This is a genomic window from Alloyangia pacifica, from assembly GCF_003111685.1.
Taxonomy (GTDB): Bacteria; Pseudomonadota; Alphaproteobacteria; order Rhodobacterales; family Rhodobacteraceae; genus Salipiger; species Salipiger pacificus_A.
In genome coordinates this window covers 2,264,717-2,285,959 of sequence record NZ_CP022189.1, presented here as the reverse complement: position 1 = coordinate 2,285,959, position 21,243 = coordinate 2,264,717, and the positions used below count along the sequence as shown (strand labels likewise).

Here is a 21,243-nt window from a genome sequence, read left to right as displayed (position 1 = left end):
AGCAGGAGTTTGCTCAGCGAAAGAACCGGGGGCGCCCGCCCCTTGTCGTTTGCCGTGTCCCTACCGACATTGTGAGCGGAATTCCAAGCCAAAGGATGTGCTTATGACCAGTATTCCCCGCCGCGCCGCCCTCATGGCCGCCACCTGTCTCGCGCTGGCCGCCCCGGCGCTGGCGCAGGCTCAGGAGGCGCCACTGCCGCGCATCACCGTGACCGGAGAGGGCGAGGTGGCCGCGGCCCCCGACATGGCCACGGTCTCGCTCGGCATCACCGCCGAGAACGCCGAGGCCGGTGCCGCCATGGACGAGGCCTCGCGCGTGGCCGAGTCGCTGCTTGCGCGGCTCGACGAGCTGGGCATCGCCGCGGCGGACCGCCAGAGCTCCGACATCTCGCTGCGGCCGGTCTGGTCGAACGGCGAGGACGGCACCGCGCGCGGCATAACCGGCTACGAGGCGGGCAATATGCTGACCGTGCGGGTCCGCGATCTGGACCGGATCGGCGAGGTGCTGGGCGCGGTTCTTGACGGTGGCGCCAATCAGCTTTCGGGCCTCAGCTTCGGTCTGCAGGAGCCCAAGCCGGTGATGCAGGACGCGCGCCGCGCCGCCGTCGCCGACGCGATGGACAAGGCCCGGGTTCTGGCCGAGGCCGCCGGGGTGACTCTCGGCCCGGTGATCTCGATCGCCGAGGCGGGCGGCGGTTTTGCCCCGGCGCCGATGATGGAGATGGCCCGCGGCGCCAAGGTGCCCGTCGCGGCCGGCGAGACGGTGGTGAGCACGCAGGTCACCATGGTCTTTGAGCTGGGCGGCGCGCCCGAGTGAGCCCTGTCCCCGCGGGGACGCGGGCTCTCCGTCCCCGCAGGGACGCCTGACCTCTGTCCCCGCGGGGACAGGGGGACGGCTCAGGCGCGTGGCATGACCTCGACGCAGAGCACCGTCGGCAGGTGGCGCGCCAACTCGCTCCAGCTGTCGCCCTCGTCGAAGGAACCGAAGACCGAGCCCGAGTTGGTGCCGAAGAACACCCCGGCGGGCTCGGCGGCATCCACCGCCATCGCCTGCCGCAGCACGGTGAAGAAACAGCCCTGCTGCGGCAGCCCGTCTCGGCAGGCCTCCCAGTTTTCGCCCCCATTGCGCGAGCGCCAGACCGCGGCCTTCGCGTTCGGCGGGTAGCGCCCCTCGGTGTCGCCGTTGAGCGGCAGGGTCCAGATGGTGTCGGGGTTGCTGGGGTGCAGCCCGATCGGAAAGCCGAAGGTCGAGGGCAGCCCCTCGGTGATCTCGTCCCAGCTGCGACCGCCGTCGCGCGAGCGGTACACGCCGTGGTGGTTCTGCTGGTAGAGCACGTCACCGCACCCCGCGGCGCGGCCCATGTTGTGCACGCAATGGCCGGTCTCCTGCCCGTCGCCGGCGGCGGGGTGGGAGCTGGGGGTGGCGGGGGCGTTGGAGCGGCGGTTGCGGCGCTCCCATGTCTCGCCACCGTCTTCGGTGGCGAAGACCCCGGCGGCAGAGATTGCCAGCCACATGCGCTTGGGATCGGCCGGATCGGCGACGATCGTGTGCAGGGTGAGCCCCGCTGCCCCGGGCATCCAGTCGTCGGCGGAGGGGTGATTGCGCAGGCTCTCTATCTCCTCCCATGTCTCGCCGCCGTCCTTGCTGGCGTAGAGCGCCGCGGGCTTGCCGCCGGCGTAGAGCGTGCCATCCGCGGATTTGAGCGACCAGATCGCCTGCAGCTGGCCGGTGTAGGGGGCGGGGCCGGAGGCTGTCATCCCGAGCCGGGCGGCGAGCTCGGGGTCATTGGATACCCAGTCGTCCATCTGACCGCCGGCGAGCTTCGCCAACTCCCAGCCGTCGCCATTCGCGCTGCCATTCGCGCGGCCGTTCCTGCGCCAGACCCCGGCACCGAACCACTCGTTGCCGCCCCCTGCCCAGATCGTGCCGGTCTTCGCATCGCCCGCCATGTGGTTGATCGGCCAGCCGTTGCAGAAGGGGCCTTCGGCGCTCCAGCCGTCCTCGCCCTTGGCGAGCAGGAAGGCGCCCTTGGTAGTGCCGACAAGAAGCGTGGGGGCAGTGCTCATGGGACTTCCTCCGTCCTTTGGGTTGATATCAACCTAACATGAGTCTTGGGGCACCGCGAAGAGGCTTTTGCGAGGGGGTGCAGGTTTCCGCGCGTGGCAAGTTCGGGCGGGCTTCAGCGCATCCAGAGCCCGGCGCGCTTGAGCGGGTTGCGGATGCCCTGCTCGCGCCGAGGCAGATCGTTGCGGTCGAACATCGCCCGGACCTTGGCGCCGCGCCCCTGGTAGATGTAGCGCAGGAAGGGCTCGTGGTCCTTTAACAGTTTCTTGATGCGGTTGGGCGCGGCGATGGCCTCGAGAAAGGCGATGAGCGCGTCGCTCTCGCGGGCATAGAGCAGCGGCATGGCGCGGTAGTGGCAGCTGTGGCTGCCGTCGAGCATTCCCTCGGGCAGGGTGTCGCGCCCGCCGCCGAAGCTGTGGATCACCAGCGGCAGCACCACCTGGTCGAGCCAGGGGTCGAGGCTCTGGCAGACCAGCGCCTCGGGCGGGTCGTCCCTGATCGAAAGGGCGTAGTCGAGGAAGCGCTGCCCGAATCTTCGCGGGCAGGCGTGAAAGAAGAAGCCGGCGTTGAAGTAGAGGTAGCGCTGCCAGTATTCGTCGGGCCACGAGCGGTCGAGCGAGCTTTCGAAGTCGAGCCCGAAGCGGTCGTAGAGGGCGCGCCATGTCTCGGTGTAGCCCGGTCCGTAGAGCTCGATCTTCGGCCAGGTGTCCTCGCGCCTCATCGAGGCGGTGGGGCGGGCGAAGTCGAAGGGCACCTCTGACAGATCGCCGGTGATCAGCGTGTCGGTGTCGAAGAAGACAAAGTGCTCCCTCGCAGGCAGGGCAAAAAGTGCCTCGATCTTGTTGCCGTAGGGGTAGGCCTGCCCGAAGTGGCGGCTCTCGAAGGGGACGATGCGGGCACCGAGGTCGCGCAGGATGTCGCAGGCCTCGGGGGTCATGCGCGGATCATCGTCCCAGAGCGGGCCCGGCTGCGGTTCGGCGACGAAGAGGCGGGCGCGGCCCTCGGGGGTGGCGGCATCGAGCGAGAGGGCGAAGAGCACGGCCTCGTACTGCAGCCGCCCGTGCTGTCCGACGATCAGGATGTTGAGCGGGGGGGGACCTGTCATTCTGCCCGGTTTGCCTTTGGTGCCTTGGTTGGGCGGGACTATAGGCGGGACCGTTGGGGGCGGGAAGCGGGCGGCGGTGCGGCGGGGGCGCGCTGTGACATCGGAAGCAGCACGCCGATCCGCCGGACTGAGGTCGAAAGCGGCGGACGAGCGCCTGCCCGCCTCAGCAGGCTGGCGCTCGCCCGGCTTGGCTGCGCCGTTTAGAGCGTGATTGCCGTCAGCACTTCGGGCTCGATCACCTGCACGCCCGGCAGGCCCTCGGCCAGCTTGGCTGCCGATTGCTCCAGCGCCGGGAAAGTGCGGTAGTGGCAGGGGATGACCGTGTCGAAGTCGAAGTAGGTCTTCGACGCCCAGGCTGCCATCTCCATGTCCATCGTATAATAGCCGCCGGCGCTGAGGATGCCGATGTCGGGCTTATAATACTGTCCGATCCAGGCCATGTCTGCCATGATCGTGGTGTCGCCCGAGAAGTAGATGGTCTTGCCTTCGCCCTTGATGATGAAGCCCGTTTCCATGCCCGCACACCTGGGGCCTTCGTCGGTCGGCAGGGAGGAGCTGTGCGAGGCGGGCACCATGCTGACGCTGACCTTGCCGAAGGAGATGGTGCCGCCCTTGTTGAAGGCGTGGCCCTCGATCGCGCCCTTGCCGTGCAGCTGCCCGGCAAGCTCGACGATGCCCGAGACCGGCGCCTCGGTGCGTTGAGAGACCTCGACCACATTGTCGGTGTGATCGAAATGGCCGTGCGTGATGAGAATCTGCGTGACGTCCTTCAGGGCGTCCTCGATGCGGTCCTCGGGGAAGGCCGGGTTGCCCTTGACCCAGGGGTCGATCAGCAGGACCTGGTCCTCGATCTCGATGCGGAAGGAGCCGTGTCCGAGCCAGATGATGTTCATGCGAGTGCCTCCTGAGCCTTGCCAATCTTGGATTGAGGCGGAGGGTAGCACGCGGAAAATGACGGGCAAGCGATGGCCTGGAGGGCTATGGGTGCGAAAAGAACCACCGGCCAGGCGGGAGGGCCTGGCCGGTGGACCCCTTGCCGACGCGCGCTTGGGGATACGCCCGCGCCGGCCAGGTGGCCGGGGATCAGGAAATTCTGATCAGAAGAAGCCCAGCTTGTTGGGGTTGTAGCTGACCAGCATGTTCTTGGTTTGCTGGTAGTGGTCGAGCATCATCTTGTGGTTCTCCCGCCCGACGCCCGACTGCTTGTAGCCGCCAAAGGCCGCATGGGCCGGGTAGGCGTGGTAGTTGTTCACCCAGACCCGGCCGGCTTCGATGTTGCGGCCGAAACGGTAGGCGCGGGTGCCGTCACGGGTCCAGACGCCGGCGCCGAGCCCGTACATCGTGTCATTGGCGATGGCGAGCGCCTCGGCTTCGTCCTTGAAGGTGGTGACAGACACGACCGGGCCGAAGATCTCCTCCTGGAAGACGCGCATCTTGTTGTGCCCCTTGAGGATCGTCGGCTCGATGTAGAAGCCGTTCTCCAACCCCTCGATCTTTGCCGCCTTGCCGCCGGTGAGCACCTCGGCGCCTTCCTCGACGCCGATGGTCAGGTAGCTCAGGATCTTGTCCTGCTGCTCCTGGCTCGCCTGCGCGCCGACCATGGTGGACATGTCGCGCGGATCGCCGCGCTGGATCGCCTCGACTCGGGCGATGGCGCGCTTGATGAACTCCTCGTAGATGTCCTCTTGGATGAGCGCGCGGCTGGGGCAGGTGCAGACCTCGCCCTGGTTGAAGGCAAAGAGCACGAAGCCCTCGACCGCCTTGTCGAGATAGGCGTCATCCTCGGCCATCACGTCCGAGAAGAAGATGTTGGGGGACTTGCCGCCCAGCTCGAGCGTCACCGGGATCAGGTTCTCGGTCGCCGCCTGCATGATCTTGCGCCCGGTTTCGGTGGAGCCGGTGAAGGCGATCTTGGCGATGCGCGGGCTGCGGGCGAGCGGCGCGCCGACCTCGGCGCCCATGCCGTTGACGATGTTGAGCACGCCGTCCGGCAGCAGATCGGCGATGCACTCCATAAGGACCATGATCGCGGCGGGGGTCTGTTCGGCCGGTTTCAGCACGACGCAATTGCCGGCGGCAAGGGCGGGGGCAAGCTTCCAGGCCGCCATCAGCACCGAGAAGTTCCACGGGATAATTTGCCCGACCACGCCGAGCGGCTCGTGGAAGTGATAGGCCACGGTGTCGTGGTCGATCTCGGACATGCTGCCTTCCTGCGCCCGCAGCGCGCCGGCGAAGTAGCGGAAGTGGTCGACCGCCAGCGGGATGTCGGCGGCCATGGTCTCGCGGATCGGCTTGCCGTTGTCCCAAGTCTCTGCGGTGGCGATGAACTCGAGGTTTTCCTCGATGCGGTCCGCGATCTTCAGCAGGATGTTCGAGCGCTCGGCGGCCGAGGTTTTGCCCCAGGCCTCGCGCGCGGCATGGGCGGCGTCGAGCGCCAGCTCGATGTCCTCGGCGGTGGAGCGGGCCACCTCGCAGACCTTGGCGCCGGTGATCGGCGTGATGTTGTCGAAGTACTGGCCTTTCACCGGGGCGGTGAACCTGCCGCCGATGAAGTTGTCGTAGCGGGTGCGGAAGGGCGATTGGTAGCCGGCCGCAACTTGGGTCATCTCGTTCATGTCTGTCCTCCTCAGGGCCCGGTCCTCCACCGGGGATGAGAAGAGTGTGGCGGTGCGCGAAGGCCGCGTCAGCCCGGGGGAAGTCACGGGACGGGCGGATCTGTCTCAGCCCTGAGACAGATTTTGGCAGGGAGATGGCGCGCGGCGGCGCTGGGCGCTACGACAGCCCGAGCTTTTTCATCCGCCGGTAGAAGGTCGCCCGACCGACGCCAAGCGTGCGCGCTGCCTCGGAGACATTGCCCCTGGCCCGCGCCAGCGCCCGCACCATGGCGGCGCGCTCGGCGCGATCGAACCCCGAGGTGCCATCGTCGCGGCCGAAGAGGTCGCTGGCCGGGCGGGCGACCAGCGGCCCGCTGCTCTCCAACCCGAAGGAGCGGCGCGCGGCGCGGGTGGCGCCCTGCACCAGGTCGTCGCCATCGACCGCCAGCAGCACCGAGGCCTCGCTCTCCTCGGCATCGGCGACGATGATCCGCGCCTCGGGGAAGGCGGCGCGGAAGGTGTCGGCCTCGATCTGCCGGGCGGTTTGGGCGACCATGGCGGCGATCAGCCGGTTGAAGGCCTCGGTCTGGTCGGCGCGGGCCGAGGAGACATCGAGCGCGCCGATGAGCTCGCCCTGGGGGCCGAAGATCGGCGCGTCCATGCAGCTCATCGCGGTGTTGCGGGCGTGGAAATGCTCGTCGCGGTGGATCACCACCCGCCGGGCCTCGGCGATGCAGGTGCCGATGCCGTTTGTGCCCTCCGAGGCCTCGGACCAGTCCGAGCCCGGGCAGAGCCCCCAGGCGCGAAACACCCCGAGATCGCCCGAGCCGGCGCGCAGGTCGAGCACCACGCCCTCGGCATCGGTCAAAAGCACGCCGCAGCCCGAGCTGCCGACCATCTGGTAGAGCGCGTCGAGTTTCGGCGCGGCGATATGCAGAAGCCGCTCGGCCTGTTCGCGCCGCTCGGAGAGCGCCTGTTCCGTGATCCGGTGCACCCCGTCTTGCCGTGCCGGGTCGAGCCCGTGATGCGCCAGCGACCGCCGCCAGGAGGCAGCGAGACGCGAGCGGGCCGCGGCGGCCGGGTCGGTCGCCGTCTCGACGACGCGGGCGGCGTGGCGGTCGGCGGAAGGCCGGGATCGGGTCATGCGGGTGTCCTCCGGAGGCCGACGATACAGCAATTCGCTTCGGCGCCAAATCCTTCGTTCGCGCCAGGCTGGAGAGGGGGGGGCACGGGCGCCTCTTTCCTTTCCCGATAGGCCCGCCGGAGGTCGTCCAAGCGGCCCCGCGGCCAGTATGACGGCGCACCGCCAAGCCTTCGGCCTTGATCTGCGGAGCCTGCGGGTCTATATCGCGCGCGTCAAGCAAGGCAACCAACGCCGCGGACATCGAGACGGGCAGGGTCGGACAACCGGCCCTCTTTGTCATATGCGGAGCGCCCGAAAGACCAATCCGAAGACCGGTGGAGACAACCACCCGGCCAGAAAAATCGATGTAAAGGACATATACGCCACATGGCAAACGCAACCATGGAGGAGTTCGAAGCCCTCCTTTCCGAAAGCTTCGAAATGGACACCCCCGAAGAGGGGTCCGTTGTTAAAGGCAAGGTCATCGCGATCGAAGCGGGCCAGGCCATCATCGACGTCGGCTACAAGATGGAAGGCCGCGTCGAGCTGAAGGAATTCGCAAACCCCGGCGAAGCCCCCGAGATCTCGGTCGGCGACGAAGTCGAGGTTTACCTGCGCGCTGCAGAAAACGCCCGCGGCGAAGCCGTGATCAGCCGCGAGATGGCCCGCCGCGAAGAGGCATGGGACCGTCTTGAGAAGGCCTATGCCGACGACGCCCGCGTCGAAGGTGCGATCTTCGGCCGCGTCAAGGGTGGCTTCACCGTCGACCTCGGCGGCGCCGTGGCCTTCCTGCCCGGCTCGCAAGTCGACGTCCGCCCCGTGCGCGACGCCGGCCCGCTCATGGGTCTCAAGCAGCCGTTCCAGATCCTCAAGATGGACCGTCGCCGTGGCAACATCGTTGTCTCGCGCCGTGCAATCCTCGAGGAATCGCGCGCCGAGCAGCGTGCGGAAGTCATCGCCAACCTCACCGAAGGCCAGACGGTCGACGGCGTGGTCAAGAACATCACCGAATACGGTGCGTTCGTTGACCTGGGCGGCGTCGACGGCCTGCTGCACGTCACCGACATGGCATGGCGCCGTGTGAACCACCCGTCCGAGATCCTGTCGATCGGCGAGACCGTCAAGGTCCAGGTCATCAAGATCAACAAGGACACCCACCGTATCAGCCTCGGCATGAAGCAGCTGCAGGAAGATCCGTGGGATCTGGTGGCCGTGAAGTACCCGCTGAGCTCGGTGCACACCGGCCGCGTGACCAACATCACCGACTACGGCGCCTTCGTGGAGCTGGAGCCGGGCGTCGAAGGTCTGGTTCACGTGTCGGAAATGTCTTGGACCAAGAAGAACGTCCACCCGGGCAAGATCGTGTCGACCTCGCAAGAAGTCGAAGTCATGGTTCTCGAGATCGATCCCGCGAAGCGTCGCGTGTCGCTCGGCCTTAAGCAGACCATGCGCAACCCGTGGGAAGTGTTCTCCGAGACCCACCCGGAAGGGACCGAGGTCGAGGGCGAGGTCAAGAACATCACCGAATTCGGTCTGTTCATCGGACTGCCCGGCGAGATCGACGGCATGGTTCACCTCTCGGATCTCTCGTGGGATCAGCGCGGCGAGGAAGCCATCCAGGAGTACCGCAAGGGCGACGTGGTCAAGGCCGTTGTCACCGAAGTGGACACCGACAAGGAGCGCATCTCGCTCTCGATCAAGGCTCTCGGCGGCGACAAGTTCGCTGACGCGGTTGGCGGCGTGAAGCGCGGCTCGATCGTGACCGTCGAAGTCACCGCGATCGAAGACGGCGGCATCGAGGTGGAATACGAAGGCATGAAGTCCTTCATCCGCCGTTCCGACCTGTCGCGTGACCGCGCAGACCAGCGCCCCGAGCGCTTCTCGGTCGGCGACAAGCTGGACGTCCGCGTCACCAACATCGACAGCAAGACCCGTCGTCTGGGCCTGTCGATCAAGGCACGCGAGATCGCCGAAGAGAAGGAAGCCGTGGAACAGTACGGTTCCTCCGACTCCGGCGCATCGCTGGGCGACATCCTCGGCGCAGCTCTGAAGCGCGACGAGTAAGCCTCGCGCTTGCTGAATTGAGGAAGGCCCCGGGAGACCGGGGCCTTTTTCGTTTGTCCCCTCCGGTCCTGCGCCTTTGCTCTGACCCGCGCAGCAGCGCACAGGGGACTGTGCAGGGCGACCCGCGCTCTTGCGCGGAACTGGTCTCAGGGACGATATGCGGAGCATGGATAGAGAGCTTCACCTTACCGAAGAGCATGTGAGCCGGGTGTTTCGCGACGTCCCCGAGGGCGACGATGCGCTGCATTGGGGCTGGACCCGCCTCGACGAGGCCGCCATCTCCGCCAAGGCGCGGGAGATCCTCGCGCAGCGGCCCGAGGGGCCACTGCAGGTCTTTGCCTATGGCTCGCTGCTGTGGAAGCCGGAATTCCGCCCGGTGACCTCGCGGCCGGGGCGGGCGATCGGCTGGCACCGCGCCTTTTGTATCGAGCTGACCTCCTGGCGCGGCACCCCCGAGGCGCCGGGGCTGATGATGGCGCTGATGCCGGGCGGCGACTGCACGGCGCTGCTGCAGGAGATCGCCGAGCCGGAGGTGCTGCCTGCGCTCGAGGCGCTGGTGCGCCGCGAGGTGCCCTTTGCCGAGGTGGCGGAGTCCTACGCCTGGATCGAGGTCGAGGCCGCCGAAGGCCCGGTGCGGGCGCTCACCTTCTATGCGCCGCCGAAGGGACAGGACCTGCGCCGCGACCTGTCGCTCGAGCAGACCGCGGCGATCATCGCGCGCGCCTGCGGTCACGCTGGGTCAAACACCGAGTACCTGCACCGCACGGTGACCGCGCTGGCTGCGCAGGGCATTCACGACCCGAATCTCTGGCGCCTTCAGCAGCTTGTAGCGGCAGAGATCGACGCGCTGGACTAGCGCCGGTCCGGGCGGCTTCGAGAGGTATCTAGAGACCGCTCTGCCTCTTTGCGGACGCATTTGCGGGCCGAATCGCGGGGGGGTGCTTTCGCCTAGCCGCGACGCAGCAATGGGCCTGCTTTGGGGTATCGAAGGGGTTACACCGGCGTGAAGCCGCGCAATACGCTGCTTTCCATGGGTTTTTCTCTGATTCGCGCGGTTTGTGTTTGGCGCGCCCCGGGCAAAGGTCGTACAACGGGGGAGGCTCCGAAAATGCGATACAGGGATGGGCGAGGATGATCAGATCGGAATTGATCCAGAAGATCGCGGAAGAGAACCCGCATCTCTACCAGCGGGACGTCGAGAGGATCGTGAACACGATCTTCGAAGAAATCACATCGGCTATGGCGCATGGCAACCGCGTCGAGCTGCGCGGCTTCGGGGCGTTTTCGGTGAAACAGCGGGACGCGCGGCAGGGACGGAACCCCCGTACCGGCGAAGCGGTTGACGTCGAGGAGAAATGCGTGCCGTTCTTCAAGACCGGCAAACTCCTGCGGGACCGACTGAACGGGAAGTGACCTCGATGAAATACATTCGCTACGCCTTCTGGGCCGTGCTGGCCGTTGTGCTGATCTGCGTGTCTCTGGCCAACCGTGGCCCGGTGACGCTCAACCTGCTGCCGGCCGAGCTTGCCACGTTGCTCAATTTCCAGCTCTCGGCGACCGTGCCGGTGTTCATCGTCATCCTTGGCGGGATCATCGCCGGGCTGCTGATCGGCTTCGTCTGGGAATGGCTGCGCGAGCACAAGCACCGCGCCGTGGCAGCGCAGCGCAAGACCGAGGTGAAGCGCCTGGAGCGCCAGCTCAAGAAGACCCAGGACGAACGCGACAAGGACAAGGACGAGGTTCTCGCAATCCTCGACCAGAGCGCCTGAACGCGACTCGCGCCGCAACTTTGGCTTGAAGGGAAGGGGGCCGCGTGCCCTCTTTCGCTTGCGCTCGCGTCCCCCGGGGATATTTTCGCGGCGGAACCGCAACGCGAGCCGGAGGGCCGACATGGACATTCAGGTGAAGATTTGCGGGCTGCGCAGGCCCGAGGACGTGGCCGTCGTCGCCGAGGCCGGGGCGCGCTACGCAGGCTTCGTCTTCTTTCCCAAAAGCCCGCGTTCCGTGAGCGTCGCAGAGGCGCGCGCGCTGGCGCTGCTGGCCCCCGTCGGGCTCGCAAAGGTGGCGCTGGTGGTGGATGCGGACGACGCGCTGCTCGACGAGATCGTCGCCGAGGTGCCGCTCGACATGCTGCAGCTCCATGGCCACGAGTCGCCCGAGCGCGTGGCGCAGGTTCGCGCCCGCTACGGGCTGCCGGTGATGAAGGCGGTGGGCGTCGCCTCGGAGGCCGACCTGCCGGCGCTGGAGGCCTATGGCAAGGTGGCGGACCAGTTGCTGGTCGATGCCAAGGCGCCGAAGGAGTCGGCGCTGCCGGGCGGCAACGGGCTGGCCTTCGACTGGCGGCTTGTTGCCGGTCGCCGCTGGCCGGTGCCCTGGATGTTGGCAGGTGGGCTGACCCCCGAGAATGTCGCCGAGGCGGTGCGGCTGACCGGGGCGCGCCAGATCGACGTCTCGTCGGGCGTGGAGCGCGCACGTGGCGAGAAATCGCCCGAGTTGATTCGCGCCTTCGTCCGCGCCGCGCAGGCCGCCGGGGCCGAGCCCGCGGTGCCTCGATTCTGAGGCCCGCCTGTTCCGGCTTAGAAACTGGAAAAGCCCCGCAATCTGCGGGGCTTTTTCTTAAGGCGCGGCAGGGGGGATGTGAGGCCCCCAGACAGCAAAAAGGCCACCCATATGGGCGGCCCTCAGCCGGATCTCGTCCTGCGCTTCGTTTAGCCCTGACGGGCCTTGAAACGGCGCTGGGTCTTGTTGATCACGTAGACGCGGCCCTTACGACGCACGACGCGGCAGTCGCGATGGCGCTGTTTGAGCGAGCGGAGCGAGTTTGCGACTTTCATATCAAGTCTCTCCTCTTTCGCGGCGCGCGAGCGCCTGGCGTTGCGTTGTGCCCCGGGACGCATCCCGAAGCGGTGAATAGTGGTGGGCGGTACTGGGATCGAACCAGTGGCCACTACGATGTCAACGTAGTGCTCTACCGCTGAGCTAACCGCCCGTATGGCCTGCGCTTTTCTTTGCTTTCGCTCCGCTTTCCTCTGTGGAAGTCCGCGGTGAGCAGCGCCGGTGGAGGGCTCTATAAAAGGAGTCGGAGGGGGGATCAAGGGCTTTTGGCAGAAATCGGTTCCGGCTATCTTGTTTTCGCAAGGAGCCCTTATGCCCAAAGTCGCGTATCACCTCGACCTGCCTGAAACGCCCAGTTCGGTGGTGGTTTTTGCCTCTCCGCATTCGGGCCGGGATTACCCATGGAGCTTCCTGCGCGGGACCATCCTCGACGAGACCTTGATTCGATCTTCCGAGGACGCCTTTGTCGATCGCCTGTTCGATTGCGCGCCGCAATTCGGCGCGCCCTTGCTGCGGGCCGGGGCGCCACGGGCCTTTCTCGACCTGAATCGGTCGTCGGACGAGCTTGATCCCGCGCTCATCGAGGGGGTGCGCCGCACTGGCCACAACCCGCGGGTGGCGAGCGGGTTGGGAGTGGTGCCGCGCGTGGTCGCCAACGGTCGGGCGATCTACAGTGGCAAGTTGCCGCTGGCCGAGGCCGAGCGGCGAATCGGGCTCTACTGGAAGCCCTACCACACCCGCTTGCAGGCGCTGCTCGACACCGCCAAGGCGCAGTTCGGCGAATCGATCCTGATCGATTGCCACTCGATGCCGCACGAGGCGGTGGAGAGCATGTTGCGCAAGGGCGGGGCGCGGCCGCAGATCGTGCTGGGCGATCGTTTCGGGGCCTCTGCCGCGCCGGAGATCGTCGAGCTGGTGGAGCAGGCTTTCAGCCGGGCCGGGCTCGTGGTGGCGCGCAATTCGCCCTTTGCCGGGGCCTACACCACGATGCACTACGGGCGCCCCTCGCGGCGTCAGCACGCGATCCAGATCGAGATCGATCGGGGGCTCTACATGGATGAGGCGGCGATCAAGCCGAACGGCAACTTCCACGCCTTCCGCAGGCTGCTGCGCGGGGTGATCGCCGAGATCGCCGCGATCGGGCATCGCGAGCAGCGGCTTGCGGCCGAGTGACCCTCTGCCGCCGGTGCGCGGCGTCCGGCTCCGGCGGGGGGTATCTTCACCTCGAAGACGCGTAGCGTGCCGTGCTCAGAACGGGGCGGGGGCGCGGAACTTGAGGCCGAGGCCGCCGTCGGGGTGGCGCAGGCGCAGCTCTTCGGCGTGCAACATCATGCGCGGATAGTTGGCCTCGGTCTCCGGCGCGTAGAAGGGATCGCCGAGAATCGGGTGACCCTGCGCCAGCATGTGCACCCGCAGTTGGTGGCTGCGGCCGGTGAGTGGCATGAGGTGCACCCGGCTCTCCTCGTCGCTGGACTTGATCACCCGCCAGTCGGTCTGCGCCGGCTTGCCGGTCTCATGGCAGACCATCTGCTTGGGGCGGTTGGGCCAGTCGACGATCAGCGGCAGGTCGATATGGCCGGTCTTCGGCTCGAGCTTGCCGGCGACGCGGGCGAGGTAGGTCTTCTTGGTGCGGCGATGTTCGAACTGCAGGCCGATGTGGCGCTGCGCGTGCGGCGTCAGGGCAAAGACCATCACGCCGGAGGTGTCGCGGTCGAGCCGGTGCACCAGCAGAACCTGCGGGAAGGCTTGCTTGAGCCGTTCGATCAGGCAGTCGGCCAGCTCCGGGCCCTTGCCGGGCACCGAGAGCAGCCCGGCGGGCTTGTCGACCACGAGGATCTCGTGGTCCGCGTGCAGGATCGGGATCTCGCCCTGCGGAGGGGTGTATTCAGCGCTCATGGGGCCTGCTCATGGCAGGCGGCGGTGCTGGCCGCAAGGGCCCGCGCCGCCGCGGAAGGCCGCGCAGGGCGCGAAATGGCGGATTAGAGCCGCTCGATGGCGATGGCCGTGCCTTCGCCGCCGCCGATGCAGATCGCCGCCACGCCGCGCTTCAGCCCGCGGGTTTCGAGCGCGTTCAGCAGGGTGACCATGATCCGCGCGCCCGAGGCGCCGATAGGATGGCCGAGCGCGCAGGCGCCGCCGTTCACGTTCACAACGTCGCGCGGCAGGCCCATCTCCTTCATGAAGGCCATGGGCACGACCGCGAAGGCTTCGTTCACCTCCCAGAGATCCACGTCGGAAAGCCGCCAGCCGATGCGCTCGAGCAACTTGCGGGCGGCGGGAATCGGCGCGGTGGGAAAAAGGCCGGGGGCCTGCGCATGGCTGGCGTGCCCGAGGATGCGGGCGCGGGGCAGGGCGCCGGTGCGTTCGACATTGGCGAGGGTGGTCAGCACCAGCGCCGCGGCGCCATCCGAGATCGAACTGGAATTGGCGGCCGTGACCGTGCCGCCGGGCCGGAAGGCGGGCTTCAGATGCGGGATCTTCTCGGGGCGGGCGCGGGAGGGCTGCTCGTCGCGGGTGATCACCTCCTCGCCGGTGCGGGCGTGCACGGTGACCGGGGTGATCTCGGTCTCGAAAGCGCCGCTGCGCTCGGCGTCGAGCGCGTTCGACAGCGAGGCGAGCGCGTATTGATCCTGCGCTTCGCGGGTGAACTGGAAGGCCTCGGCGCAATCCTCGGCAAAGGTGCCCATGAGGCGACCGCCGCCCTTTTCTCCCCTGTCGTAGGCATCCTCGAGCCCGTCGAGGAACATATGGTCGATCACCTCTCCATGACCCAGACGGGCGCCGCCGCGCATCTTGGGCAGAAGGTAGGGGGCATTGGACATGCTCTCCATGCCGCCGGCGACCATGACCTCGGCTTGGCCGAGCGCCAGCCGGTCCCAGGCCATCATCGCCGCCTTCATTCCCGAGCCGCACATCTTGTTGAGGGTCGTGGCGGGCACCTCTTCGCCAAGACCGGCCTTGAAGCCCGCCTGGCGCGCCGGGGCCTGGCCCTGGCCGGCGGGCAGCACGCAGCCCATCAGCAGCTCGTCCACCGCCGGACGCCCGGCCTCGGCCAGCGCCGCGCGGATCGCGGCGCCGCCGAGCTGCGCCGCGCTGAGCCCGGAGAGCATCCCCTGGAACCCGCCCATCGCGGTGCGCGCGGCACCGGTTATCACCACATCCTGCATGCTCTCTCCTCCCAGGGTCACGACACCTGAATACCGAATGGTAAGGATTGCCGTCTAGCGTGCTGAGAATATGGGCGCTTGTCGCCGCCTCGGCAATGCGTCGGCGGTGTCGGCCCGGCAGCGCGCGCGGATCGGGCAGGGTGGCAGAGAGTTGGCAGGGCGGCCGGTGATGCGTGGTGATGCGTTGTGAGGGGCCGTGAGCGGCCGTGGCAGGCTGGGCCGGTCACCTGCCGGAGGCGTTGCCGCCCGCAGAGGGGCGAACTTCAGGAGGCAAGGACGTAATGAAGTTGACGTGCCGGGGAACGGAGCCGCAGATCATCGCCGTTGGCGAGCCGCGCATCGATGCGGCCGTGGCGATCCAATTCAAGGACGCCATGCGCGCCGCGCTCTCATCCGAGGCGGGCCGGGTGATCCTCGACCTTTCGCAGGTGGAGTTCATCGATTCCAGCGGGCTCGGCGCTGTGGTCGCGGTGAAGAAGGCCATGCCGCCGCCGCAGCGGCTCGACCTCGCCGGGCTCACGCCGATGGTCGACAAGCTGTTCCGTCTCACCCGGATGGACACGATCTTTGCGCTCTACCCGACGCTGGCCGAGGCGGAGGTCGCGCAAGCCCCGCTGGGCGCCCAGCGGTCCCCGGTGGATGGCTCCGAGGGCTGAAGGGAGATGGGATCCATGGCGCTGCGCTCGGCCATGGGGGCCGACGGGCCGGAGCCGGGCGGCGCGGGGCTGAGGCTGCAGATCTCCAGCAGCGCCACGGAGGTGCGCGCGGCGCTCGGGCAGGTGACAGAGGCGCTTGGCCGCGGAGGTCATGACGCCCGCGCGCGAAGCTGCGCCGAGCTGGTGCTGGCCGAGGCGCTCAACAACATCGTCGAACATGCCTATGCCGGGCAGGACTTGGGGCGCATCACGTTGCGGCTGCAGGGGGCGCCCGGAAAAATCCACCTGGAACTGCGCGATCGCGGACGGCCGATGCCGGGCCTCGCCCTACCCGAGGGGCGGTTGAAGCCTCTAGGCCATGACGGCGATCTGGCCGAGGGCGGCTTCGGCTGGTATCTGATCCGGCGTCTCGCGACGGAGGTCAGCTACCGGCGCGACGGCCGTGAAAACGTCCTGCGTTTGGTTCTGGTCAGCGGGCCGGAGTCCGGCGAGCGGGGCTGAGCGCGATGCCCCGCCAAGCCGGGGTCTCAGTGGCTGCGCATTTTCGTCCCAGTGTTGATGGCCGTGGGCGCACGGGCGGTAAAAACTGTGCCCTGCTGCCGCAGCGCCCTGTGCCGGTTCGGCGGGAGGGCGCGGCGTTGACGCGGTCGCGTGGAATTTCCGGTAAGTCCTGACGCTTTCCTGGATTTCCGTGCGATGGGCGTCTTTCTGCCGTTGAAGGGGGTGATCTGCGCGGGCTTTCGCCGACCCGGGACAATCTGCCCGGCCTGCTGCACTAAGGTCTCAGAGCGACCTTAGTATTGCCTGATTTGAGCGGGATACATGGAGCTGTAGCTGCATATGGCTTCCCTCGGCGCCACGCCGTTTCAGCCCCCACCCAGTGCGTGGCGTCGAGGACTCTAAAGCGCAGCGATTTCCCCGACATCACAGATCTGGTCTGCGCAGATCCCGACCGCACAGATTGCGACATGGCGGAGCCCATCGCCGTGCCGCACCCCTGTCCGTGTCGGCACGCGGTCGCCCTGACGCAAGCCGCCCGGTCTTTCGGACCGGGCGGCTTGGAGTCTCGGTGGCAGGGCGGCGGGCCTCAGTAGCTGTAGGCGCCGTAGATCTTCGAAAGATCGCCGCCCCAGTCGCCCTCGTAATGTGCCAGCATCTCGTCGGCCTGCACCGTGCCGCTCTCGATGCTTTCCTTCAGCGCGTTGAGGAAATGTGTCTCGTCCGGCAGCAGGCCACCCGCGCCGGGGCGGGCGCGGGATTTGAGCCCGGCCTCGGCGATCTCCAGCACCTGCGCGGCCAGATCGTGCATCCGGATGCCGTTCACCTCGGCCTGCAGAGCCTGTTCGGAGGCGGCAACGCGCAGACCCTCGCGGGTTGCGTCGTCCCAGCCTTTCACCAGGTCCCAGGCGGCGTCGAGCGCACCCTGATCGTAGGTCAGGCCTACCCAGAAGGCGGGCAGGGCGCAGAGCCGGCGCCAGGGGCCGCCATCGGCGCCGCGCATCTCGATGAACCTCTTCATCCGCGCCTCTGGGAAGAGCGTCGTCAGGTGGTCGGCCCAGTCCGAGAGAGTCGGTTTTTCGCCCGGCAGGGCGGGCAGGCGTCCGGCCATGAAGTCGCGGAAGGACTGGCCGAGTGCGTCGATGTACTTGCCGTCGCGGTAGACAAAGTACATGGGCACATCGAGCGCGTATTCCACGTAGCTCTCGAATCCGAAGCCCTCGTCGAAGACGAAGGGCAGCATGCCGGTCCGCGCGGCGTCGAGATGCCGCCAGACGTAAGCGCGGTAGCTCTTGAGGCCGTTCGGCTTGCCCTCGAGGAAGGGCGAGTTGGCAAAGAGCGCGGTGGCGACCGGCTGCAGCGCCAGCGCCACGCGCATCTTCTTGATCATGTCGAGCTCAGAGCCGAAATCGAGGTTCACCTGCACGGTACAGGTGCGCCGCATCATTGTGGTGCCGGTGGTGCCGACCTTGCCCATGTAGGCGTCCATCAGCTTGTAGCGGCCCTTGGGCATGAGGGGCATTTCCTCGTGCTTCCATTCGGGCGCGGCGCCGAGACCGATGAAGCCCACGCCGATCTCGTCGGCAATGCCCTTCACCTCGCGCAGGTGCTCGTTCACCTCGTCGCAGGTCTGGTGGATGGTCTCGAGCGGGGCACCCGACAGTTCCAGCGCGCCGCCGGGCTCAAGCGAGACGTTCGCCCCGTCCTTGGTCAAGCCGATGAGGTTGCCGCCCTCGGTGACCTCGGCCCAGCCGTGACGGTCGCGCAGACCTTCCAGCACCGCTTTGATCGAGCGCTCCCCGTCATAGGGCAGCGGGGCGTGCGTGTCGGTCAGGTAGCCGAACTTCTCGTGCTCGGTGCCGATGCGCCAGTCGTCCTTGGGCTTGATGCCCTCTTCGAGGTACTCGGCAAGCTGCGCGTGATGCTCGATCGGCCCGCCGCCGGATTGAGGGATGGACATGGCTTGGGCTCCGATCTTGCTCGCCTTTGGTGTCGAAGGTCAGGGATGGGCGCAACCGAAGCCCTTGTCAATGCAGACGGAGGGGGTGGTTTTGTGCGCTGGCGCGCTGCCAGATGAGCACCGGTGCGGAGCCACGCGCCTGCATCTTCGACAGCATCCGCTCGGTCTGCAGCCCGGGCAATTGCGCGAAAATGTCGAAGAGCTGCTCCGAGCCCTCGGCGGTGAGGGGGATCGCCAGCGTGGTGCCGTCCTCGCTGCGCAGCAGCCAATGCGGCGGCTTGGCGGAGGGATCGAGGCTGAGGGCGGTGAGGCTCGACAAGTCGGCGAAGCCGCCGGTGAGCGGGCCGAAATAGCTGATCCGCCCCTCGACCACCTGTACCATGCCCGGCCCGCCAGTGCCGGTGCGGAAGCGCGCGCGCTGTACCCCGGCGAAGGTGAGCGCCGCGCCGGCCAGCGCGACGGCCCATCCCAGCAGCGCCAGAAGCCCGCCGGTGAAGAGCGCCCAGTAGAGGCCGAGCGCCAAGGCACCGGCCCCCACCAGAACCTCGCGCCAGCGCATCAGCGTGGCCTCGGCCTCGGGTCGCAGGAAGCTCATGCGGGCGTCCTCGCCGTTTGCGGCTCACGCAGCACCGCGACGCGGTAGCCGCCGATATGCTCGAAGCCGAGCGCCTCATAGGCGCGCGCGGCCGCCGGGTTGTTGGCGAAGAGCACCGCGGTGCGAATGCCGCGGTCCTGCGCCTCGCGGAGCTGGGCGTGGACCACCCGGCGCCCGCGCGCAGCGTTGCGCAGGGCGCGCGGCACGAAGACCCCGCCGAGCTGAACGAGATCTGCAACCTCGGCATTGAAATCGCTCATGGCCACGGGCCGGCCCTGGTCGATGAGCAGGCGCAGCGAGCCCTTGGTGATGCAATACGCGGCGCGCTCGCGTGCGGCCTGACGGGCCGGTTCGTCGGCGGCCGTCGCCTTGATGTCGACCCCGTAGTCGAAGAACCAGTCCGCCAGCAGCGACGCGTCCTGGGGGCCGGGCGGTCGGATGACATCCGCGCAGTCTGGCAGCCTGGCCAGATCGAGCCTGTAGAGCGGCTCCACCTGGTTCAGCCTGAAGGCGGCGTCCCCGAGCCCCAGCGCCAAAATGAGTGCGGCGGTCTGCTCCGGGGGGCCGCTGACCACGGTCACCGGCAGGGGGGCGATGATTTCGGCATAGGCACGGAACGCCTCTGCGGGAGCGCCCTGCGCTTGGCAGATGACGTCGCCACGCCGTGTTCGGCCAAAGACCGCGCGGATCGCGCCGCGTTCGGACCAGATATGCACCGTGGTGGCAAGGCGGTGACCACTGTCGCCGAGTCCGTGCGCGGCGATATTGCTGCGCAGGAACATCGAGGTTTCAGCATGGGTCGCGAGGAAGGCGTCGAGCGCCGCGACATCGCCGGGCAGGGCGCGCCGGATCATGCCCAATCCCCGCAATGCGCCTGCCAGAGAGTCAGCGCAGCTACGGCCGCCGTATCGGCGCGCAGGATGCGCGGACCGAGGGCGATGGCCGTTGCCTGGTCCATGCCGTGCAGCTTCTTGCGTTCGGGCTCCGAGAAGCCACCCTCGGGGCCGATCAGCACCGCCCAGGGGGCGGGAGCGCCCGACAGGGCGGCGGCATAATCGGTGCCGGCCCCGGCAGAGGATTCGTCGCAGAAGAGCAGGCGGCGGTCGGTCCAATCGGTCAGCAGCCGGTCCAGCTTCTGCAACTCGGCCACCTCGGGCACGAAGGTGGCGCCGCATTGCTCTGCCGCCTCGACCGCGTGGGCCTGCAGCCGGTCCTGCCGGATGCGCTCGGAATTGGTGAAGGCGGTCTGCACCGGCACGATGCGCCGCACGCCCAGTTCCACCGCTTTTTCGACGATGAAATCGGTGCGCGCCTTCTTGATCGGCGCGAAGAGCAGCCAGAGGTCGGGCGGCGTGCCCTGCGGGCGGGTCTGTTCCACGCAAGTCAGCGTGCCGCCCTTCTTACCGGCCTCGGCCACCTCGGCCAGCCACTCGCCGTCGCGGCCGTTGAACAGGGCGACCGGCGCGCCGACGGGCAGCCGCATCACGGAAAAGAGATAGTGGGCCTGCTCGCGTTCGAGAGCGACCGGTTGTCCCGCGCCCAGCGGGTCGTCTACATACAGGCGTACCTTAGCAGTCATGAGGCGGACCATATGACCCATCCCGGCGCAGCGCCAGATCCCGAAGGACAGGTTTCCGACGCCGTCCGGGGCAACTGGGTGGATCACCACGCCCCGGCCTGGACGCGCCCCTACCTGCGCCTGTCGCGCGCCGACCGGCCGATCGGGACGTGGCTGCTGCTGCTGCCCTGCTGGTGGGGCCTGCTGCTGTCGATGGTGGCGGACGGGCAGGCGCGCTGGTTCGACCTGTGGATCTTTGTCGGCTGCGGCATCGGCGCTTTCCTGATGCGCGGCGCGGGCTGCACCTGGAATGACATTACCGACCGCGATTTCGACGGCTCGGTGGCGCGCACCGCCTCGCGGCCAATCCCCTCGGGGCAGGTCAGCGTGAAGCAGGCGCTGGCCTGGGCGGTGGTCCAATGCCTGATCTCCTTCGCGATCCTGCTGACGTTCCCGCCGATGGCGATCCTGCTGGGGGTCGTGGCGCTGGGACCAGTTGCGATCTACCCGTTCGCCAAGCGGTTCACTTGGTGGCCGCAGGTGTTCCTTGGCATCGCCTTCAACTGGGGCGCGCTGCTGGCCTGGACGGCGCATAGCGGCAGCCTCGGCTGGCCTGCGGTGGCGCTTTACTTCTCGGGCATGGCCTGGACGCTGTTCTACGACACGATCTATGCCCACCAGGACAAGGAAGACGACGCGCTGATCGGGGTGAAATCCACCGCGCGGCTGTTCGGCGACGCACGCACCCCGGCGATGCTGGCGCGTTTCCTGGTGATCTCGGTCGCGCTGATGGGGCTTGCGGTGGTGCTGGCCGCGCCGCGCGGCGAGATCCTGCAGCTGGTGATCCTGATCGCCGGCCCCTGGGCCTTTGGCTGGCATATGCTGTGGCAGATGCGCAAGCTCGACGTGAACGACAATGCCGTGCTGCTCAGGCTGTTCCGGTCCAACCGCGACGCCGGTCTGCTGCCCGTGCTGTTTTTCGCCGCCGCGCTTTTGGCATGATTGCGCCGACCCGGGGGCGGG

The 21,243-nt window shown here is 67.7% G+C and carries 22 protein-coding genes and 1 tRNA gene; 10 read left to right on the top strand and 13 right to left on the bottom strand.

Translation table 11 applies throughout. The features are described 5' to 3' along the window. Window positions 1-103: 103 nt before the first annotated feature. Window positions 104-817 carry an SIMPL domain-containing protein gene (locus tag CEW88_RS11005; RefSeq protein WP_108966749.1) on the top strand — a complete coding sequence of 238 codons (714 nt, stop codon included), beginning with the start codon at window positions 104-106 and terminating at the stop codon, window positions 815-817. A gap of 80 nt (window positions 818-897) precedes the next feature. Here the strand turns inward: CEW88_RS11005 and CEW88_RS11000 are convergent, their stop codons facing one another. The 5 genes from CEW88_RS11000 to CEW88_RS10980 form a co-directional block, all read right to left on the bottom strand. Next, on the bottom strand, window positions 898-2,067 hold the full coding sequence (locus CEW88_RS11000; RefSeq protein ID WP_108966747.1) for a glycoside hydrolase: 1,170 nt from the start codon (window positions 2,065-2,067) through the stop codon (window positions 898-900). A 113-nt stretch (window positions 2,068-2,180) separates the two neighbouring features. Continuing rightward, window positions 2,181-3,170 carry a hypothetical protein gene (locus CEW88_RS10995; protein WP_108966746.1) on the bottom strand — a complete coding sequence of 330 codons (990 nt, stop codon included), beginning with the start codon at window positions 3,168-3,170 and terminating at the stop codon, window positions 2,181-2,183. A gap of 200 nt (window positions 3,171-3,370) precedes the next feature. Continuing rightward, window positions 3,371-4,063: a metal-dependent hydrolase gene (locus CEW88_RS10990; RefSeq protein WP_108966744.1), complete on the bottom strand. Its 693-nt coding sequence runs from the start codon at window positions 4,061-4,063 to the stop codon at window positions 3,371-3,373. Between the two features lie 204 nt (window positions 4,064-4,267). Continuing rightward, window positions 4,268-5,785, bottom strand: a complete 1,518-nt coding sequence (adh, locus tag CEW88_RS10985) for an aldehyde dehydrogenase (protein ID WP_108966742.1) — start codon at window positions 5,783-5,785, stop codon at window positions 4,268-4,270. 157 nt (window positions 5,786-5,942) lie between these two features. Next, the gene (locus CEW88_RS10980; RefSeq protein ID WP_108966740.1) at window positions 5,943-6,908 is read right to left on the bottom strand and encodes a GAF domain-containing protein; all 966 of its coding nucleotides are present in this window, start codon (window positions 6,906-6,908) and stop codon (window positions 5,943-5,945) included. Between the two features lie 366 nt (window positions 6,909-7,274). On the opposite strand from CEW88_RS10980, the gene rpsA reads away from it, so the two are divergent. The 5 genes from rpsA to CEW88_RS10955 all read left to right on the top strand — a co-directional run bounded on the left by rpsA (window position 7,275) and on the right by CEW88_RS10955 (window position 11,510). After that, window positions 7,275-8,951 carry a 30S ribosomal protein S1 gene (rpsA, locus tag CEW88_RS10975; protein WP_108966738.1) on the top strand — a complete coding sequence of 559 codons (1,677 nt, stop codon included), beginning with the start codon at window positions 7,275-7,277 and terminating at the stop codon, window positions 8,949-8,951. 166 nt (window positions 8,952-9,117) lie between these two features. Beyond that, window positions 9,118-9,807, top strand: coding sequence for a gamma-glutamylcyclotransferase (locus CEW88_RS10970; RefSeq protein WP_159099595.1), 690 nt, complete (start codon window positions 9,118-9,120; stop codon window positions 9,805-9,807). Between the two features lie 275 nt (window positions 9,808-10,082). Beyond that, window positions 10,083-10,364, top strand: a complete 282-nt coding sequence (gene ihfB / locus CEW88_RS10965) for an integration host factor subunit beta (protein ID WP_092425075.1) — start codon at window positions 10,083-10,085, stop codon at window positions 10,362-10,364. Between the two features lie 5 nt (window positions 10,365-10,369). Further along, window positions 10,370-10,720, top strand: a complete 351-nt coding sequence (locus CEW88_RS10960) for a lipopolysaccharide assembly protein LapA domain-containing protein (protein WP_108967766.1) — start codon at window positions 10,370-10,372, stop codon at window positions 10,718-10,720. Window positions 10,721-10,841: 121 nt separating this feature from the next. Further along, complete coding sequence (locus CEW88_RS10955; RefSeq protein WP_108966735.1) at window positions 10,842-11,510, top strand: phosphoribosylanthranilate isomerase; 669 nt, start codon at window positions 10,842-10,844, stop codon at window positions 11,508-11,510. A 149-nt stretch (window positions 11,511-11,659) separates the two neighbouring features. Here CEW88_RS10955 and ykgO read toward each other — a convergent pair whose 3' ends face one another. Further along, a complete protein-coding gene (ykgO, locus tag CEW88_RS10950) occupies window positions 11,660-11,785 on the bottom strand; it encodes a type B 50S ribosomal protein L36 (RefSeq protein WP_008884645.1) in 126 nt (41 codons plus the stop codon). Between the two features lie 80 nt (window positions 11,786-11,865). Continuing rightward, a tRNA-Val gene (locus tag CEW88_RS10945) sits at window positions 11,866-11,940 on the bottom strand. A 158-nt stretch (window positions 11,941-12,098) separates the two neighbouring features. On the opposite strand from CEW88_RS10945, the gene CEW88_RS10940 reads away from it, so the two are divergent. Next, on the top strand, window positions 12,099-12,959 hold the full coding sequence (locus CEW88_RS10940; RefSeq protein WP_108966733.1) for an N-formylglutamate amidohydrolase: 861 nt from the start codon (window positions 12,099-12,101) through the stop codon (window positions 12,957-12,959). 75 nt (window positions 12,960-13,034) lie between these two features. Here the strand turns inward: CEW88_RS10940 and CEW88_RS10935 are convergent, their stop codons facing one another. After that, window positions 13,035-13,682, bottom strand: a complete 648-nt coding sequence (locus tag CEW88_RS10935; RefSeq protein ID WP_108966731.1) for an RluA family pseudouridine synthase — start codon at window positions 13,680-13,682, stop codon at window positions 13,035-13,037. An 83-nt stretch (window positions 13,683-13,765) separates the two neighbouring features. Continuing rightward, a complete protein-coding gene (locus tag CEW88_RS10930) occupies window positions 13,766-14,953 on the bottom strand; it encodes a thiolase family protein (protein ID WP_108966729.1) in 1,188 nt (395 codons plus the stop codon). Between the two features lie 281 nt (window positions 14,954-15,234). On the opposite strand from CEW88_RS10930, the gene CEW88_RS10925 reads away from it, so the two are divergent. Both CEW88_RS10925 and CEW88_RS10920 read left to right on the top strand, forming a co-directional pair. Continuing rightward, window positions 15,235-15,609: an STAS domain-containing protein gene (locus CEW88_RS10925; protein ID WP_108966727.1), complete on the top strand. Its 375-nt coding sequence runs from the start codon at window positions 15,235-15,237 to the stop codon at window positions 15,607-15,609. Between the two features lie 15 nt (window positions 15,610-15,624). Continuing rightward, a complete protein-coding gene (locus tag CEW88_RS10920) occupies window positions 15,625-16,110 on the top strand; it encodes an ATP-binding protein (RefSeq protein WP_159099594.1) in 486 nt (161 codons plus the stop codon). A 586-nt stretch (window positions 16,111-16,696) separates the two neighbouring features. On the opposite strand, the gene CEW88_RS10915 is transcribed toward CEW88_RS10920, so the two are convergent. The 4 genes from CEW88_RS10915 to CEW88_RS10900 all read right to left on the bottom strand — a co-directional run bounded on the left by CEW88_RS10915 (window position 16,697) and on the right by CEW88_RS10900 (window position 20,241). Beyond that, a complete protein-coding gene (locus tag CEW88_RS10915) occupies window positions 16,697-18,067 on the bottom strand; it encodes a glutamate--cysteine ligase (protein ID WP_108966724.1) in 1,371 nt (456 codons plus the stop codon). Between the two features lie 67 nt (window positions 18,068-18,134). Next, window positions 18,135-18,662 carry a hypothetical protein gene (locus CEW88_RS10910; protein ID WP_108966722.1) on the bottom strand — a complete coding sequence of 176 codons (528 nt, stop codon included), beginning with the start codon at window positions 18,660-18,662 and terminating at the stop codon, window positions 18,135-18,137. Further along, on the bottom strand, window positions 18,659-19,516 hold the full coding sequence (locus CEW88_RS10905; RefSeq protein WP_108966720.1) for a GNAT family N-acetyltransferase: 858 nt from the start codon (window positions 19,514-19,516) through the stop codon (window positions 18,659-18,661). The genes CEW88_RS10910 and CEW88_RS10905 overlap by 4 nt, the downstream gene beginning before the upstream one ends. Continuing rightward, the gene (locus tag CEW88_RS10900) at window positions 19,513-20,241 is read right to left on the bottom strand and encodes a 16S rRNA (uracil(1498)-N(3))-methyltransferase (protein ID WP_108967762.1); all 729 of its coding nucleotides are present in this window, start codon (window positions 20,239-20,241) and stop codon (window positions 19,513-19,515) included. Before CEW88_RS10900 ends, CEW88_RS10905 begins: the two co-directional genes overlap by 4 nt. A gap of 12 nt (window positions 20,242-20,253) precedes the next feature. Between CEW88_RS10900 and ubiA the strand changes: the two genes are divergently transcribed. Further along, window positions 20,254-21,222, top strand: coding sequence for a 4-hydroxybenzoate octaprenyltransferase (gene ubiA / locus CEW88_RS10895; RefSeq protein WP_108966718.1), 969 nt, complete (start codon window positions 20,254-20,256; stop codon window positions 21,220-21,222). Window positions 21,223-21,243: the final 21 nt, after the last annotated feature.

Excerpts from the sequence above, each read along its gene's own strand:
- CEW88_RS10970 (WP_159099595.1), top strand. The coding sequence starts at position 9,118 with ATGGATAGAGAGCTTCACCTTACCGAAGAGCATGTGAGCCGGGTGTTT.
- ihfB (WP_092425075.1), top strand. The coding sequence starts at position 10,083 with ATGATCAGATCGGAATTGATCCAGAAGATCGCGGAAGAGAACCCGCAT.
- CEW88_RS10995 (WP_108966746.1), bottom strand. The coding sequence starts at position 3,170 with ATGACAGGTCCCCCCCCGCTCAACATCCTGATCGTCGGACAGCACGGG.
- CEW88_RS10920 (WP_159099594.1), top strand. The coding sequence starts at position 15,625 with ATGGCGCTGCGCTCGGCCATGGGGGCCGACGGGCCGGAGCCGGGCGGC.
- CEW88_RS10900 (WP_108967762.1), bottom strand. The coding sequence starts at position 20,241 with ATGACTGCTAAGGTACGCCTGTATGTAGACGACCCGCTGGGCGCGGGA.
- CEW88_RS10930 (WP_108966729.1), bottom strand. The coding sequence starts at position 14,953 with ATGCAGGATGTGGTGATAACCGGTGCCGCGCGCACCGCGATGGGCGGG.
- CEW88_RS10935 (WP_108966731.1), bottom strand. The coding sequence starts at position 13,682 with ATGAGCGCTGAATACACCCCTCCGCAGGGCGAGATCCCGATCCTGCAC.
- rpsA (WP_108966738.1), top strand. The coding sequence starts at position 7,275 with ATGGCAAACGCAACCATGGAGGAGTTCGAAGCCCTCCTTTCCGAAAGC.
- CEW88_RS10905 (WP_108966720.1), bottom strand. The coding sequence starts at position 19,516 with ATGATCCGGCGCGCCCTGCCCGGCGATGTCGCGGCGCTCGACGCCTTC.
- ubiA (WP_108966718.1), top strand. The coding sequence starts at position 20,254 with ATGACCCATCCCGGCGCAGCGCCAGATCCCGAAGGACAGGTTTCCGAC.
- CEW88_RS10990 (WP_108966744.1), bottom strand. The coding sequence starts at position 4,063 with ATGAACATCATCTGGCTCGGACACGGCTCCTTCCGCATCGAGATCGAG.
- CEW88_RS10940 (WP_108966733.1), top strand. The coding sequence starts at position 12,099 with ATGCCCAAAGTCGCGTATCACCTCGACCTGCCTGAAACGCCCAGTTCG.
- CEW88_RS10955 (WP_108966735.1), top strand. The coding sequence starts at position 10,842 with ATGGACATTCAGGTGAAGATTTGCGGGCTGCGCAGGCCCGAGGACGTG.
- CEW88_RS10910 (WP_108966722.1), bottom strand. The coding sequence starts at position 18,662 with ATGAGCTTCCTGCGACCCGAGGCCGAGGCCACGCTGATGCGCTGGCGC.
- CEW88_RS10980 (WP_108966740.1), bottom strand. The coding sequence starts at position 6,908 with ATGACCCGATCCCGGCCTTCCGCCGACCGCCACGCCGCCCGCGTCGTC.
- CEW88_RS10915 (WP_108966724.1), bottom strand. The coding sequence starts at position 18,067 with ATGTCCATCCCTCAATCCGGCGGCGGGCCGATCGAGCATCACGCGCAG.
- CEW88_RS10960 (WP_108967766.1), top strand. The coding sequence starts at position 10,370 with ATGAAATACATTCGCTACGCCTTCTGGGCCGTGCTGGCCGTTGTGCTG.
- CEW88_RS11000 (WP_108966747.1), bottom strand. The coding sequence starts at position 2,067 with ATGAGCACTGCCCCCACGCTTCTTGTCGGCACTACCAAGGGCGCCTTC.
- ykgO (WP_008884645.1), bottom strand. The coding sequence starts at position 11,785 with ATGAAAGTCGCAAACTCGCTCCGCTCGCTCAAACAGCGCCATCGCGAC.
- CEW88_RS11005 (WP_108966749.1), top strand. The coding sequence starts at position 104 with ATGACCAGTATTCCCCGCCGCGCCGCCCTCATGGCCGCCACCTGTCTC.
- CEW88_RS10925 (WP_108966727.1), top strand. The coding sequence starts at position 15,235 with ATGAAGTTGACGTGCCGGGGAACGGAGCCGCAGATCATCGCCGTTGGC.
- adh (WP_108966742.1), bottom strand. The coding sequence starts at position 5,785 with ATGAACGAGATGACCCAAGTTGCGGCCGGCTACCAATCGCCCTTCCGC.